This is a genomic window from Bacillus sp. GW821-FHT11D08 (genome assembly GCF_058808515.1).
Window position 1 is genome coordinate 17,470 of sequence record NZ_JBXARS010000006.1, and the last position, 14,545, is coordinate 32,014.

At 46.4% G+C, this 14,545-nt stretch carries 12 protein-coding genes; 8 read left to right on the forward strand and 4 right to left on the reverse strand.

Features of this window, described 5'->3' with window-relative positions; translation table 11 throughout:
• Window positions 1-362: 362 nt before the first annotated feature.
• Window positions 363-2,867, reverse strand: coding sequence for a tetratricopeptide repeat protein (locus tag AC1RRX_RS13065; RefSeq protein ID WP_144464655.1), 2,505 nt, complete (start codon window positions 2,865-2,867; stop codon window positions 363-365).
• Between the two features lie 200 nt (window positions 2,868-3,067).
• Here AC1RRX_RS13065 and gutB point away from each other — a divergent pair, with 200 nt between their 5' ends.
• The 8 genes from gutB (at window position 3,068) to AC1RRX_RS13105 (ending at window position 10,861) form a co-directional block, all read left to right on the forward strand.
• Window positions 3,068-4,129, forward strand: coding sequence for a sorbitol dehydrogenase (gene gutB, locus AC1RRX_RS13070; RefSeq protein ID WP_039062720.1), 1,062 nt, complete (start codon window positions 3,068-3,070; stop codon window positions 4,127-4,129).
• Window positions 4,130-4,202: 73 nt separating this feature from the next.
• Window positions 4,203-5,579, forward strand: coding sequence for an MFS transporter (locus AC1RRX_RS13075; RefSeq protein WP_108725305.1), 1,377 nt, complete (start codon window positions 4,203-4,205; stop codon window positions 5,577-5,579).
• 101 nt (window positions 5,580-5,680) lie between these two features.
• The gene (locus tag AC1RRX_RS13080) at window positions 5,681-6,643 is read left to right on the forward strand and encodes a carbohydrate kinase family protein (protein ID WP_144464653.1); all 963 of its coding nucleotides are present in this window, start codon (window positions 5,681-5,683) and stop codon (window positions 6,641-6,643) included.
• 232 nt (window positions 6,644-6,875) lie between these two features.
• Entirely contained in the window at window positions 6,876-7,193 is a 318-nt protein-coding gene (locus AC1RRX_RS13085) for a YjdJ family protein (RefSeq protein WP_007408869.1), read from the forward strand.
• 113 nt (window positions 7,194-7,306) lie between these two features.
• Complete coding sequence (locus AC1RRX_RS13090) at window positions 7,307-7,993, forward strand: PspA/IM30 family protein (protein WP_015416951.1); 687 nt, start codon at window positions 7,307-7,309, stop codon at window positions 7,991-7,993.
• Window positions 7,994-8,043: 50 nt separating this feature from the next.
• A complete protein-coding gene (locus AC1RRX_RS13095) occupies window positions 8,044-9,069 on the forward strand; it encodes a TFIIB-type zinc ribbon-containing protein (RefSeq protein ID WP_047935395.1) in 1,026 nt (341 codons plus the stop codon).
• Window positions 9,069-9,830, forward strand: a complete 762-nt coding sequence (locus AC1RRX_RS13100) for a TPM domain-containing protein (protein ID WP_144464651.1) — start codon at window positions 9,069-9,071, stop codon at window positions 9,828-9,830. Before AC1RRX_RS13095 ends, AC1RRX_RS13100 begins: the two co-directional genes overlap by 1 nt.
• 26 nt (window positions 9,831-9,856) lie before the next feature.
• The gene (locus AC1RRX_RS13105; protein WP_144464649.1) at window positions 9,857-10,861 is read left to right on the forward strand and encodes an SPFH domain-containing protein; all 1,005 of its coding nucleotides are present in this window, start codon (window positions 9,857-9,859) and stop codon (window positions 10,859-10,861) included.
• Between the two features lie 42 nt (window positions 10,862-10,903).
• Here AC1RRX_RS13105 and AC1RRX_RS13110 read toward each other — a convergent pair whose 3' ends face one another.
• The 3 genes from AC1RRX_RS13110 to sigV form a co-directional block, all read right to left on the reverse strand.
• Window positions 10,904-12,835, reverse strand: coding sequence for an acyltransferase family protein (locus tag AC1RRX_RS13110; protein ID WP_061581405.1), 1,932 nt, complete (start codon window positions 12,833-12,835; stop codon window positions 10,904-10,906).
• A gap of 271 nt (window positions 12,836-13,106) precedes the next feature.
• Window positions 13,107-13,967: an anti-sigma-V factor RsiV gene (gene rsiV, locus AC1RRX_RS13115; protein ID WP_015416955.1), complete on the reverse strand. Its 861-nt coding sequence runs from the start codon at window positions 13,965-13,967 to the stop codon at window positions 13,107-13,109.
• The gene (sigV, locus tag AC1RRX_RS13120) at window positions 13,967-14,464 is read right to left on the reverse strand and encodes an RNA polymerase sigma factor SigV (RefSeq protein ID WP_003155802.1); all 498 of its coding nucleotides are present in this window, start codon (window positions 14,462-14,464) and stop codon (window positions 13,967-13,969) included. Before sigV ends, rsiV begins: the two co-directional genes overlap by 1 nt.
• Window positions 14,465-14,545 lie beyond the last annotated feature (81 nt).

Below are 14,545 nucleotides of genomic sequence, written 5' to 3' on the forward strand. Positions count from 1 at the left end.
ATTTTCAAAACAAAGACTAGAATTTTAGTAATAGAAATGGAGTAACAGAAGGTAACATAACCTCGTGTTACTTCGTTAATTCTCATTAAAGATATCACATTTTAGTGAGTAAAAAATTCAATAATGACGCATCCTAAATTACAATCCTTAATTCACGAAAAAGATGTTACAGAGTTGAGGAAATATGGGCGCATTCAACGGTTAACCCCTGATATACCAAGGGTTTGACCATTGAATTCATCTGAAATGCCCATAGCGTTCTATCAGAAAGGCCTGATCAGTTTACTCAACTGATCAGGCCTGATTTATTTATAAATAGAGAAGGTATGAGATCGTTTGTCTAAGATTGACCTCAGGCTTTCCTAGCTACAATATGATTTCACCTTTCCTTCAAGCATCATCCCCAGCTGCTCCACCTCACCCCGAATCCCAATCCCAGGCTCCCACGAATCAATCAAACGAATCGCCTTTTGATTCGATTCCATCGCTTTCGTTTTCTCTCCTTTTCGGTACAAGAGCTGTGCCATTCCGTAATAGTAATAGATCAACTCAACTTGATTGGCGTTATGTTTGTCATAGAGCATTTGTTCAAAGGCTTTTTCCGCTTTTTTGAGCTGATCACACTTCACGTAAGCCATGCCGAGGTTGAAATAGGCTTCTATCGTTTTTTCGCCGCCGTATGCGGCGCTGGTTGTGTTTGCCGCTTCGTATAATGTGATGGCTTCTTCGTAGTGAGAGCGGGTGAAACTCAGGTCGCCGCGGACCAGAAGAACCCTGTGCCGGATAATGGGGGAGACGGGCTGATCTTTGATGCCGTCCAGCATTGCTGCCGCTTTGTCCGATTCTCCGATTTTTAACAGCAGCCTCGATTGCAGGGCGGTTCCCCATACCCTCAAGTCGTCGTGATCCGGTGCGCCTGATTGTTCGAGTATCTTCAGGCCGGCTTCTATTTGCCTGAGAGCTCCTTCTGAATCGTTGACTTCCATCAGCGCCCAGCCTGCCGTGTCGATCCGAAAGTAAGCTTCCCGCGTGTGTTCGCCTGATTGACGGGCGGCATCAGCGGCTTTTAATCCGTATTCGATTCGCAGGGGCAGGTTGATTCTGCTTAGAAAATGGCTGATGCGGGTGATGAGTTCGATCAGGATGTCATGTTGTCCGGTTTCGCTTGACCATTCGATGACCTTTAGGATATTCGGCCATTCCTTTTTCATTTGCTCTAAATTCCGTCCCAGCAAGTAGCTCCAATAGACGGAATTGGGCTGTTCCCGCTTTATATGGGTTTCCGCATAATCAATATAATAATGCGCCCAGCGGCTGCGGGCTTCTTTTGCAAATTCGTGATTTTCGGATAAGTGCTGCTCTCCGTAAGCGACAACGGTTTGATGGGCTGCATATTGAATTCTTCCTGCGCTTCGTTCCGGCTGTATTAAAGCATATGACCGCATTTGCTCAATCGCGTAATGAAACCGCCAGACATTTAATCCGGCCGCTTGAGCCAAGCTTTTTTCATCAGGAGGCTTAGCGAAAAAGCAAAGCGTCTGCCATAGTTTTCGTGTGTCTTCATGACATCTGTCCCATGTGCGGCCAAAGAGAACCTCAAACAATTCCAATAATGAGTAGCCTGCTTGTTTAAGTTCTTGAATGAGCTGCGGAGCGGGGATGTCGTCGTCTGACATGTAAGCGATGCTCAGTGCCATGGCCTTCGGGTTGCCGGCGGCTGCCGAGATGAATTCATTCTTAAGGTCAGGCGATAGCTCCAGCAGCTGCTCCAGCTTTTCCCGTTTTTGCGGGAGGTTGCATGTTTGCAGACAGCGGTGCACTTCTTGCTGAAAAAATTCAAGGGCATCTGTTTGTTCAAGGCCGCTCAGCTGGATGGCCGCCAGTTCCCCGAGGCCGTCCCGGTAAGTCTGTTTTACGTTTTCCCGTGCCGTAAGGAGGACTTTTACGCCTTGCGGAAGGCCGATGATAAATTCGTGAATGTCACGTTCCGCTGTATCGATGCTGTCAACGATCAGCAATACCGGTTTTTTATTTGAATGAGCGGCTAATGCATTGCGGACGACGAACCGTTTTTCGTTGATTGATTTATCGATTTGTTCGGTGCGTCCGAGCTGATAGGCGATCGTGTTTAAAAAATCGCTGAAGCTCAATCCTTTCCAGTCAGCGCTGATCCAGATGATGCTGTTGAATGCCGGCCAATCTGGTGAACTGCCGGCACAAAGGTAGGCTGCTTCAAGAGCGATCGTTGTTTTCCCCATGCCGGCCCAGCCTGTGATTAAACAGACCGGTGACGGAGACAGCATCCATTGTCGAATCGCCTCTATATCAAAGCAGCGGCCGATAAAGTTCCCCGTCCGGCGTGACGGTAAGTTATGCGTGACGGACTTTCTTGTAAGCGCATTCGTTTCGTGGCCGGGTCTGTCATGAAACAGCCGCTTTACTGCTTTTTCAACATCTTCATCACTCGGCGCTCCGAATGATCCGTCTTTCCGGAGTATTTTTGCTTTTTTTAGACAAGACGCCGTCCAAACGGGCAATGCGGGTTTGATGACGGGTATGGTGGTGGTTTCCAGAAGATCGGTCAGCCATTCAGAATCCATATCAGTCTTTTCTATAATGATCCAGATCATGCCGAACAGCTTTCCGTCGTCAATTCGTCCGGGAATGTAGTTTCCGCCCATCTGTCCGATCCAGCTTTTGATCGTGTTAGAGGAAACGCCTAATCGGAGTGCGATTTGATCTATATAAGACTGTCCTGTTTTTTCGTTCTTTTTCCTTCTGACTTTATAATCAGGATGAAGTTTCAGCGATTTGACGGCAGGTGCCAGCAGTTCTGCAAAATGTGTCCGGTTTTCAAGTTCAGCCATTAGCCTGCACCTCCTATTAGTACTATTTTATCAATTCAGTGTTTTTTGTATATGAAAAAATAAAAAGTACAGTGCGGCTGTCCTTTTATACAGCAGGAAAGGCTGTTGTACGTATGGAAAAGCAGATAAAATAGGGGCAGTAATAGAGAAAACAAAAATGTATGCACTTACATTTCAAAGCAGAGAAAGGATTTTGCCAAATGACTCACACAGTGCCTCAAAATATGAAAGCGGCGGTTATGCACAACACGAGAGAAATCAAAATCGAAACATTGCCCGTGCCTGACATCAATCATGATGAAGTGTTGATTAAGGTGATGGCTGTCGGAATTTGCGGATCTGATCTGCATTACTATACAAATGGCAGAATAGGCAATTATGTAGTGGAAAAACCATTTATCCTCGGTCATGAATGCGCGGGAGAAATAGCCGCCGTCGGATCGTCAGTCGATCAATTTAAAATAGGAGACCGGGTCGCTGTCGAACCCGGTGTCACGTGCGGACGCTGTGAGGCGTGCAAGGAAGGGCGTTATAATCTTTGTCCGGATGTACAGTTTTTAGCGACACCGCCGGTTGACGGCGCGTTTGTCCAATATATTAAAATGCGTCAGGACTTTGTTTTTTCAATTCCGGATTCACTATCCTATGAAGATGCGGCTTTGATTGAACCGTTTTCTGTCGGCATTCATGCGGCCGCGAGAACGAAGCTCCAGCCCGGTTCTACGGTTGCGATCATGGGAATGGGCCCTGTGGGGCTGATGGCCGTTGCGGCCGCGAAAGCATACGGGGCAGGCACAATCATTGTGACCGACTTGGAGCCGCTGCGGTTAGATGCCGCGAAAAAAATGGGCGCGACGCATGTCATCAATGTCCGGGAACAGGATGCCGGTGAAGAAATCAAAACGATCACGAATGGCAGAGGCGTTGATGCTGCCTGGGAAACAGCGGGGAATCCGGCGGCATTGCAATCCGCACTGGCTTCCGTGCGCCGGGGCGGAAAACTGGCGATTGTCGGTTTGCCTTCTCAGAACGAGATCCCGCTCAATGTGCCGTTTATTGCAGATAACGAGATTGATATATACGGAATCTTCCGTTATGCGAATACGTATCCGAAGGGAATTGAATTTCTCGCTTCCGGCATTGTGGACACGAAGCATCTTGTAACGGACCAATATCCGCTGGAGCAGACGCAAGAGGCGATGGAACGGGCCTTTCAATACAAAAATGAATGCTTAAAAGTGATGGTGTATCCAAATCGCTGAGTGAACGGGGAGGATCTTTGCATTCTCCCTCTTGCTTATCAAAAATGAAAACGGATTCTTGGGGTGGGAAATGATGATTGAAACAGAAAAAGCAGCGGCAGTAAAGACGAAACATCGCGGCCTGTCCTGGATGGAACGGATCGGCTACGGATTCGGCGATATGTCGTACAATATTATCTTTCAGTTTGTAAACGCATACTTATTATTCTACTATACAGACGTCGGCGGCATTAAGCCTGCGGTCATCGCAGCTTTGTTTCTTATCGTAAGGGTGCTGGACGCTATTTTTGACCCGATTATGGGCGTGATTCTAGACAAGACGAATACAAAGTGGGGAAAGGCAAGGCCGTATCTTTTGTGGGTGGCGTTTCCTTTTGCGCTATTTACGTTTTTATGCTTTACGACCCCTCATTTCGGCGAGACGGGGAACATGGTTTATGCGTACATCACTTATATTCTGCTTGGGATGTCCTTCAGCATGCAGACGATTCCGGTCAACAGCTTAACGGGTCGGATGACGAATTCCGTGGAGGAACGGACGGTTCTGACGACGACCCGGATGATTTTGGTTTATATCGGAATTCTGTTATCGATTTCCTGTGCGACACCGCTTGCGGACGCCATCGGCGGGAAAGATCAGGCGTTCGGATTTCAGATGACGGCGCTTATCTATGCGGCGGTGAGCATCGCGTTGAATCTGTTCAGTTTCTTTACTGTGCGGGAACGGATTCAGCCTGAAAAAAGAAAAAAACAAGGAATGAAAAAAACGTTGTCCGTTTTGTTCCGAAACAAGCCTTTGCTCATTTTGGTTTCTGCATTTTTGGCGTTTGCGATTGGGTTTAACATTAAGCTCAGCACGATGGTGTACTATTTTACGTATAACGTCAGCCATAAGGAATTTGTATTTTTAGGAACCGTGTTGTTTTTCGGCGCAGCGCTGATCAGCAATCTGTTTATTCCTTTCTTTTCTGAGAAGCGGGGCCGGAAGCAGGTTATGATCATCACGGCGGCGCTATCGCTGATTTCTTATGCGGGCCTTCAGTTTACATCGTATTCTTCGCTGCCGCTTATTTTCTTTTGGCTTTTCGTTTCGGGATTTTTTACGACGCCTTTAAATACGCTTGCTTGGGGAATGGTTGCCGATTGTGTCGATTATGCGGAATGGAAAACCGGAGTCCGGGCTGATGGCGTGGTGATTTCGAGCATGAGTTTCATCAATAAGCTCGGAGTTGCGTTAGCCGGGTCATTTTCGGCCGTTTATCTCGGAATCGCCGGATATGCCGCGAATACCGATCAGACGGCCTCGTCATTGAATGCGATTAAAAATATGAATGCGCTCATCCCGGGATTGTTCATTCTGCTGTCTATTATTCTTATTTCTTTTTATCCTTTAACTGAAAAAAAATATCAGCAGATGATGTCTGATCTGGAGCAAAGGGCTGCCAGATAAGTATACGTAAAATTTAAAATATTCTATGTAAACGGTTGTATTTATGACAGAAAGCACTATACTGAAACTATAATCGAGAATTGATAAATGAGTGTGATAATGTGGGAAGCCAATCTGTTATTTGTATTGGAGAATTGTTAATTGATTTCTTTTGTACCGATGTGGATGTTGATTTGACGGAAGGACGCAATTTCTTAAAAAGTGCCGGCGGCGCACCGGCGAATGTGTCGGCAGCCATTGCTAAGCTGGGCGGAGACGCGGCTTTCAGCGGAAAAACAGGCAAAGATCCGTTCGGGTATTTTCTGAAGCAGACATTGGACGCCGCACATGTCGATACCTCTATGCTCGTCATGGATGAGAAAGCGCCTACAACGCTTGCGTTTGTTTCATTAAAACAAAATGGGGAGCGCGACTTTGTGTTTAACAGAGGAGCGGACGCTTTGTTCACGCTGGATGATATTGATCTGGAAAAGGTAAACGATGCCAAAATCCTTCATTTCGGGTCAGCGACGGCATTGTTATCTGATCCGTTTTGCTCAGCCTATTTACGGCTGATGTCGATTGCGAAAGACAATGGACAGTTTATTTCCTTCGATCCTAACTACCGTGAGGATTTATTGAAAGGAAGAGTTTCAGAGTTTATAAACACCGCAAAAAAAGCCGTTGCCGTAAGTGATTTTGTGAAAGTCAGTGACGAAGAGCTTGAGATCATCAGCGGTGCGAAGGATCATAAAGAAGGTGTTGCGGTTCTTCATGAGCTCGGGGCCGGCATTGTTGCGGTGACACTCGGGAAAAGCGGTACCCTTCTTTCAAATGGGAAGGATATTGACATCATTCCGAGCATTCCGGTGACATCAATAGACTCAACGGGAGCGGGAGATGCGTTTGTCGGCGCGGCGCTGTATCAGCTGGCGCGCACGGATGAGATTCAGACGGCAGACGAAGATTTTGCGAAGCTGCGTGATATTGTCTCATTTGCCAATAAGGTGGGGGCGCTCGTGTGCACTAAAATCGGTGCGATTGATGCTTTGCCGAGCTTAAAAGAGGTTGGAGTGACTCTGTAAAATATCGAGGATGCTTCTTGAAAGTCATCGGACTTCGGGAAGCATCCTCTTTATTTAGGTCTGAAACCCTTTTCGATATACGGTATACTTTAGAAAAGCATCCAGTAAATTGAACCGATGTGAAGTACATACAATCACGTTTTTATCAGTTCTGAGTAAAACCAAGTTTCTGCTGCTGCCGTCATGTATAGTGTGACGGCCCATGATATTGAACCGCGGAGGAATGTTTTTCATGAAACATGTTTTTCTTATTGTGCAATGCGCGTTTTCTGTTTTTTGTTTTCTCTGTCTCGCCGCTGTGAATTGGTATCAGGGGAGTGAGCTTGTTTCTGATTCGTTTGATTGGAATGATACGGCGAAATTTTCAAAGCTTTTGAATGGGACGGATACGATTACAAGTCCTGAACAGATTTCGCAGCTTGATTTCTTTGTGTATGCTGCGAAACATTATCCGTTAATGAGCGGGTTGATGATCGGGCTGTTTGTTTATTTTTTGTTCTCACTGTATCTGGTCATAAAGAATTTCCGCCGGCACAAATGGGCTGAATGAGACTATTTTCATATAAAATACATAAATTTATGAGAAAATGAAACTTTTTTCGAAAAAAACAGTATAGATAACTATGAACTTGTTACTATTTAATTTTGGGAGGAAAATGAAAAATGAGTATTTTAGGAAGATTTAAAGACATCATGTCAAGCAATATCAATGCGCTGCTGGATAAAGCTGAAAACCCTGAAAAAATGGTTGATCAATATTTGCGGAATCTGAACAGTGATTTAGGAAAAGTGAAAGCGGAGACGGCTTCTGTCATGGCTGAGGAACAGCGGGCGAAAAGAGCGTTAACAGAATGCCAGGCTGATGCCGAAAAGATGGAAAATTATGCGATGAAAGCATTGCAGGCCGGCAATGAAGCCGATGCGCGGACATTTTTGGAAAGGAAAGCGGCTGTTGAATCAAGACTGACCGAGCTGCAAACGGCTTATCAGCTCGCTTCTTCCAACGCGTCTCAAATGCGCAAAATGCATGACAAGCTTGTCGCTGATATCGGAGAGCTTGAGTCGCGAAGAAATGCCATCAAAGCGAAGTGGTCTGTGGCAAAAACGCAGGAGAGAATGAACAAATTGGGGTCCTCTGTGTCAAATGCGGGCCAATCGATGACAGCTTTCGGCAGAATGGAAGACAAGGTCAACCAAGCGCTTGATCATGCCAATGCGATGGCTGAGCTGAACGCGTCTCCGAAAGACGATATTGACGAGCTGACGGCTAAATATGACAGCAATCAAAGCAGTGTCGATGATGAATTGGCGGCGCTTAAGCAGAAAATGCTTTTCAGTAAAGATCAATAGACAGCGGGCTGCAGCTTTGTCCGATATAAAGAGAAAGTGAGAGAAACAGAATGATCATTTCTTATAAATGCCCGAACTGCGGCGATGATATGGTCTTTGACAGTTCATCCGGCATGCTGACATGTCATAGCTGCGGGCGGCAGGATCAGATTGAGAGCCTGCCAAAAGAGTATATAACGACGAGATTTTCAGAAAATGAGGCGAACGAGTACCGCTGTGAGAATTGCGGTGCGGTATTAATGACTGAGGCGGAAACGACGGCCACGACGTGCGGGTTTTGCGGAGGAGCCGCCGTTCTCGCCGACCGATTATCGGGAAATCTCGCGCCTTCGATGGTGATTCCTTTTACGATCAGTAAAGAAGAAGCCATGAGCGCTTTTAAAAAGTGGTGCCGAAACGGCCGGCTGACACCGAAAGGATTTATGTCTGCCGATCGGGTGAAGAGCATAACGGGCATGTACGTGCCGTTTTGGATGTTTGATTTAAACAGCAAGGTTCAGGTCAATGCCGTTTGTACGAGAGTGCATCACTATGAAGATGGAGAATACCGGGTGACGGAGACCGAGTATTACAACGCGTACCGCGATATCAATCTTGATTATCTCAAAATTCCGGTCGACGCTTCAGAAAAAATGAATGATGAATTAATGGACAAATTGGAGCCTTACTCATACAGTGAGCTGAAGGAGTTTAATACGGCCTATTTAGCGGGATATATAGCGGAAAAGTACAATTATACCGATGACGATCTCTTTCCGCGGGCGAAGGATAAAATCAGCCATTATATTGATTCTTATATCAGATCCACCTTCTCCGGATATACGACGGCTGACATTACGGATGAGCAGATTCAGACCGATAAAATCAGCAGCTTTTACGTACTGCTTCCGGTCTGGATGGTCAGCTACGACTATGAGCGGGCTGAGCACATTTTTGCGATGAACGGGCAGACGGGCAAGGTTGTCGGCAAACCGCCGATCAGTGCCGGAAAAGTGGCCGCGTGGTTCGGCGGCATAACCGCCGGTGCGTTTTTAGCATTAAGACTCGTCTCACTTATGATAGGAGGCGGTTTTTGATGAAAGTATCGATAAAAAAAGCGTGTCTCTTCTGCTTCGTCCTTTTTCTGATGCTGTCTTTTGGTTTACATACATCGGCGTCTGCCGCGGAACAGAAGCAATATGTTTATGACAATGCTCATTTATTAACGAAGGATGAAACGAAGAAACTTGAGGAATTGGCCGGGAAGCTCGGGGCAAAGCGCCATACCGATTTTATCATTCTTACCGCAAACGGAACGGGCGGTAAGGACATCGAGCAGTACGCCGGTGATTTTTATGACAGTCATTTTAGCGGAAGCACGGCGATATTGACTATTGATATGAAGGATCGGGAAGTATTTCTCTCCGGATATAAAAAGGCGGAGACGTATTTGAACAGCAGCCGGCTGAATACGATCAGAAATACGATCTCGTCAGATATTTCCGCAGGCCATTATGAAAAGGCGTTTCAGACCTACATCAAGATGGCTTATAAAGATATGGGGAAAAGCCCGGACGACAAGTCTGACAATCTGCTGCTCACATGGTGGTTTCAGCTCATTATTGCCGCAGCCGCGGCCGGAATCGCCGTCACCGTGATGGTGTACAATTCCGGCGGCAAGGTCACCGTCACCGGCAGCACGTATATGGACCACGATACGTCTGAAGTGCTGAGCCAGCACGACACATATATCCGAACCGACGTTACAAGAGAAAAAAAGCCTGATAAAGATAATGACAATGACGGCGGAGTCACGAGGGGCGGCACGAGTTACAGCGGAAGCAAGGGAAGTTTTTAAATTATATGTAAAGGATTTGAGCATACATGGGTTTTTTCAGAAATCAGTTAGCAAATGTGGTGGAATGGGAAGAATTCAGAGATGACATGGTTTTCTATAAATGGAACAACCGTGAAATTAAAAAAGGCAGCCGTCTGATCATCCGGCCGGGACAGGATGCCATCTTTTTATATAACGGGAAGATTGAAGGGATTTTCCGTGATGACGGCGATTATGATATCGAATCAGAAATCATTCCGTTTCTATCTACACTAAAAGGGTTTAAGTTTGGCTTTAACAGCGGCATGCGGGCTGAAGTGCTGTTTGTGAATACGAAGGAGTTCACCGTGAAGTGGGGCACAAAAAACGCTATCAACATTCCGGCGGCAGGTATGCCGGGCGGTATGCCGATCCGCGCAAACGGCACATTTAGCTTCAAGGTCATTGACTACATCGGATTGATTGATAAGATTGCGGGTGTCAAAGACAGCTATTTAGTGGAGGACATTAAAATCCGGATTACGTCTATTCTCGATCAGCTTTTGATGAAATGGATCACCAGAGAAGGAAAAGACATGTTCAATCTGCAGTCGAATTCCTTTGAAATCGGAAAAGGGATTCAAGAAGATCTTGATATGCAGCTGATCGGAGACGGCATGTCGATTACGGGCTTCAATATTATGAGCTTTAACTATCCGCAGGAAGTTCAGGATATGATTACGAAAAACGCTTCTTACGGCATGGTGGGCGATGTGAACCGCTATCAGCAGATTTCCATGACGGACGGAATGTCATCCGGCAAAATGAGCGGAAGCGGCGCCGCCTCAGACATGGCGGGCATGATGATGGGAATGAATGCGGCAAATCAAATGATGAACCAAATGAACCAAAATCAGCAGAACCAGCCGCAGCAAAATCAAAGTCAGCAGAATCAGGGGACGGCACCGGCGAACGGCTCGGAAGGAGCGGCTAAGCCGAAATTTTGTCCGAACTGCGGAACGAAAACGGAAGGCGCGAATTTTTGCCCGAATTGCGGACAGAAGCTTGCCTGACGATATACGAAAAAGAGGCCTTTTTGGGGCCTCTTTTTTTTGTCATGATTTCATTGTTTGAACGATGAGGGATGTCAGCGCTTTAGACCCCTCAGGTATGAGATGGACGCCGTCCGGTGTGAAGTATTCAGGGTGCTGCAATGCTTTTGCGTGCCAATCGACAAGCGTCACATTTTTCCGTGACTCGGCCTGCCGGCGCAATGATTCGTTTACTTTGCTTTCCCACTGCCGCGGCACACGTGTGTTGACAAGATAGATATCGGCTTTTGAAAAGGAGCTGATCAGTGATTCAATTTGGCTGTTTGTGAAATAGCCGTTCGTCCCTAACTCGATGATGACCGCTTTGTTCGGCTGATTAAATGACGCATATTCCGAAGTGAGCTGGAGTGCTTGAGAGACTTGTCTTCCTACCTTTCCGTCGATGGTGACATGAGGGAGGGACTGCCGCAGGTATGACGCAATGTCCAGCATCACCGAGTCACCGATGGCCAGCACGTCTTGCTGAGGCTGTGTTTGTTTTGGATCAGCCGTTTTTTGAGATGACTGTTCCTTTTTCTCTTCGTTTTTCTTTGTATTTGATTTGTCTGTTGGTTCTTTCTTGTTTTTGTCTGACGCGGTATCCGTTTTTTCGCCGCCGTGTTTTTTCTTGCTGTCATCTTCTTTTGCCGGTTGATCGTGATCGGCCGTCTTGTGCGAAGAGGCGGCGGTTTCTTGCTGATCATTTTGCGCGTACGTCCATTGCGGCTGTTTTTTCTCTTCGGCTATTCCTGACAGCCCGCCCGCAAATACGAGAATGGCGGCAAGAATGAGGCCGAGCGACATTCTGCTGATGACAGAGGACGTCTTCCATTCCAAAAAGCGGTTCAGAAACACGCGGCGTAAAAATGGCCGGAAGCCCGCAGTGCGGATCGGCTGTTCAATGAAATGGTAAGACAGCTCGGCAAGAATGAAAGTGGCGCCGATTCTGACGGCGCAGTGCCAATAAACCGGATTTCCGATTTCCTGCACGGGTGTGCTCAGTACGAAAACCGGGTAATGCCAAAGATAGATTCCGTATGATCTCGTTCCGATCCAGCGAAGCGGCTTCCATGAAAGAACATGTCCCAAAAAGCTGCTCGGATGGCATAAACATGCGACAAGAACCGCTGCGGTGATGCTGATCAAAAGCATGCCGCCCTTGTACAGGAAGGGTTCATATTCATCCGTGTAAAAGACGCAAAGCAGCAGCGCGGCAAAAGCGGCAAGCTCCGTCCCGTGAAGCAGGTGTTTCATGCTGCTCGGCAGCCGTTTGGAAGATAATCGTTTCATCGGCCACACTAAAGCTAAAGCGCAGCCGATCAGCAATTCAAATGAGCGGGTATCCGTCCCGTAATAAACGCGGCTCGGATCTCCGCCGGGCACATACATCATACTCATTACGACTGCCGAACATAACGCGAGGAACATGACCGCGGCCGCAAGCCGGGCCCGTGTTTTACATATGTACATTCCCGCAAGCAGCAGGAAGGGCCATATGATATAAAACTGTTCTTCAATCGCCAGCGACCAAAGGTTTTTTAATGGCGAAGGGGAGCCGAAGCTGTCGAAATAAGAAAGCTGATGAAAGATAAACCACCAATTGCTTATGTAAAAAAGTGAGGAGACCGCATCCCCGCGTACGGTATGCAGGAGCTCGCTGTTAAACAATACGACCCAAATGACCGTCGTGATAATCATGAGATAAGCCGCCGGCAGAAGCCGCCTGATCCGGCGCACCCAAAAATCACGCAAATCAAGGGTGATGGCATTGCCTTGGGCAGGCAATATAATAGATGTAATTAAATACCCCGATAAAACAAAAAAGATATCAACACCAATGAAACCGCCGTCGGCCCAGTTAAAATTCAGATGATATGCGATAACTGCGAGGACGGCAAAGGCGCGAAGTCCATCCAGTCCGGGAATATAGCGGTGATGCAGTGACTTGTCTGACATGGTATTCCTCCAATAATGTGTGCGGAAATTCTCGCTGTTTTGCGGATGGCTATGGCAGATTTCTGTACAGTCTTCCATTTGTTCCGTTAATTAGACGCATTCGGAAGGGGATTTTGTTTCAGAAAAAATGAATGAAATGCTGTGATTTTCTTAAACTTTTCAGCCCCCGTCCGGCGTCTGATATATGAAAAGGGTCCCTTGTGCATCTTGGCTGTTGCGGGACGAAAGAAAAAATCCATGATCTGCGGATATCATGGATTTTTTTCTTTCTTTATCTGATGTAGCGGTCTCCGACAAGCAGCTTGGAGATGACGGAGGTCGGTATTGTAAACTCTGTAACGCCCATATATCCGGGTGCCGCTTCGTATTCATCAAATGAGATGACAAGTTTGTGCTTATCTGTAATATAAAAATTCTGGTCGGCGCGGATGGCTTTAAAAGGCTCCGACATATCATTATCTTCGACCCAGTATATTTTATTCGGATCTTCTTTCATCTGTTTTTTCATTTGTTCTTTAATATTTTCGCTGATGACTTTAATATAACGGTCATCTTTAAATAAGCTCTTTAACGTAAGCACGGCCTCATTCTTTTTATCAATCGTGATGTAACGGCTTTGCGTATAAGAGGAAGCTTGCGTTTTTTCGATATCACGGCGGATTGAGATCAAATCCGCTGTGTCAGTAACGGTTTCATAATCGCTGTAAATACTGAGGTGGCCTTTTTTGCTTTTTGAGGTCGCCTTCATAAATTCCTGATACAGCTCTTTGCTTTCTTTCATATAATGCCGGTTGATGCTGTCCTCGAGTTTATGATCGGAAAGTCCGGACAGAGCAGGCGTTTTTACATCAATGCTTGATTGGTTCTTTTCTTCCTTCATCTCCGTGAATGTGATGGCTTGGACGACTTTGCCGATGACGGGGATTTTAGACATGGCTTGTGCGGCATCCGGGTTGATATTGACAACGGCGGTAAATAAGACGGCCGCAGCGACTGCCGCGGATGTCGGCCACATCACGATTCGTTTTTTCTTCGGTTTCTGCTGAAGGGCTTTTTCGACAATGCTGTCCAGTTCCTTAGGAATGGGCACACTTTTATACTCTTCTCTTAATTGTTCTAATCTCTTTTCCATTAAGAAAGATCCTCCTTCGTCAGCTGAATGCGCATGAGCTTCAGCCCCCTGTAAAGGCGTGTTTTGACGGTGTTGATGTTTTCCCCCGTGATGTCCGCGATTTCTTCTAATTTCAGGTCTTCAAAGAAACGCAGAATGATAATGGTTTTATATTGATGCGGCAGGTCATCAAGCGCTTCGTGAAGGTCGGTGTCTTTGTAGTGATCTTCCTTTCCGCGGCTTAAAAACTCGATCGTTTCATCGTCCATCACTTTCAGTTTTTTCTGTTTGCGGAGAAAATCAATGGCCGTGCGCACTAAAATTTTATAAAACCAGCTTTTGATCACATCGGGGTTTTTGACGGATTCGACCGATGTCAGCGCTTTTTGAATTGATTCCTGAACAATATCTAACGCGTCATCCTTGTTCTTTACGTAACTGTACGCAAGCCGGTAAAAGTCTTCCTTGCGCTCAGTTATGCACGTCACAAGCGACGCTTTGGCTGTTTCGTTCTTCATTGTTTCAAAGGGCTCCTTTTTTAAAAATACGTATCATAGGCTGCTGCCTAAGGATAGACGGGACAGGGTGAAAAATAGTTT

What these genes read in the sequence shown, in the direction of transcription:
- AC1RRX_RS13105 (WP_144464649.1), top strand. Translation starts at nt 9,857, where the DNA reads ATGGGTTTTTTCAGAAATCAGTTAGCAAATGTGGTGGAATGGGAAGAA.
- AC1RRX_RS13075 (WP_108725305.1), top strand. Translation starts at nt 4,203, where the DNA reads ATGATTGAAACAGAAAAAGCAGCGGCAGTAAAGACGAAACATCGCGGC.
- gutB (WP_039062720.1), top strand. Translation starts at nt 3,068, where the DNA reads ATGACTCACACAGTGCCTCAAAATATGAAAGCGGCGGTTATGCACAAC.
- AC1RRX_RS13065 (WP_144464655.1), bottom strand. Translation starts at nt 2,867, where the DNA reads ATGGCTGAACTTGAAAACCGGACACATTTTGCAGAACTGCTGGCACCT.
- AC1RRX_RS13085 (WP_007408869.1), top strand. Translation starts at nt 6,876, where the DNA reads ATGAAACATGTTTTTCTTATTGTGCAATGCGCGTTTTCTGTTTTTTGT.
- AC1RRX_RS13095 (WP_047935395.1), top strand. Translation starts at nt 8,044, where the DNA reads ATGATCATTTCTTATAAATGCCCGAACTGCGGCGATGATATGGTCTTT.
- AC1RRX_RS13100 (WP_144464651.1), top strand. Translation starts at nt 9,069, where the DNA reads ATGAAAGTATCGATAAAAAAAGCGTGTCTCTTCTGCTTCGTCCTTTTT.
- AC1RRX_RS13090 (WP_015416951.1), top strand. Translation starts at nt 7,307, where the DNA reads ATGAGTATTTTAGGAAGATTTAAAGACATCATGTCAAGCAATATCAAT.
- sigV (WP_003155802.1), bottom strand. Translation starts at nt 14,464, where the DNA reads ATGAAGAACGAAACAGCCAAAGCGTCGCTTGTGACGTGCATAACTGAG.
- AC1RRX_RS13110 (WP_061581405.1), bottom strand. Translation starts at nt 12,835, where the DNA reads ATGTCAGACAAGTCACTGCATCACCGCTATATTCCCGGACTGGATGGA.
- rsiV (WP_015416955.1), bottom strand. Translation starts at nt 13,967, where the DNA reads ATGGAAAAGAGATTAGAACAATTAAGAGAAGAGTATAAAAGTGTGCCC.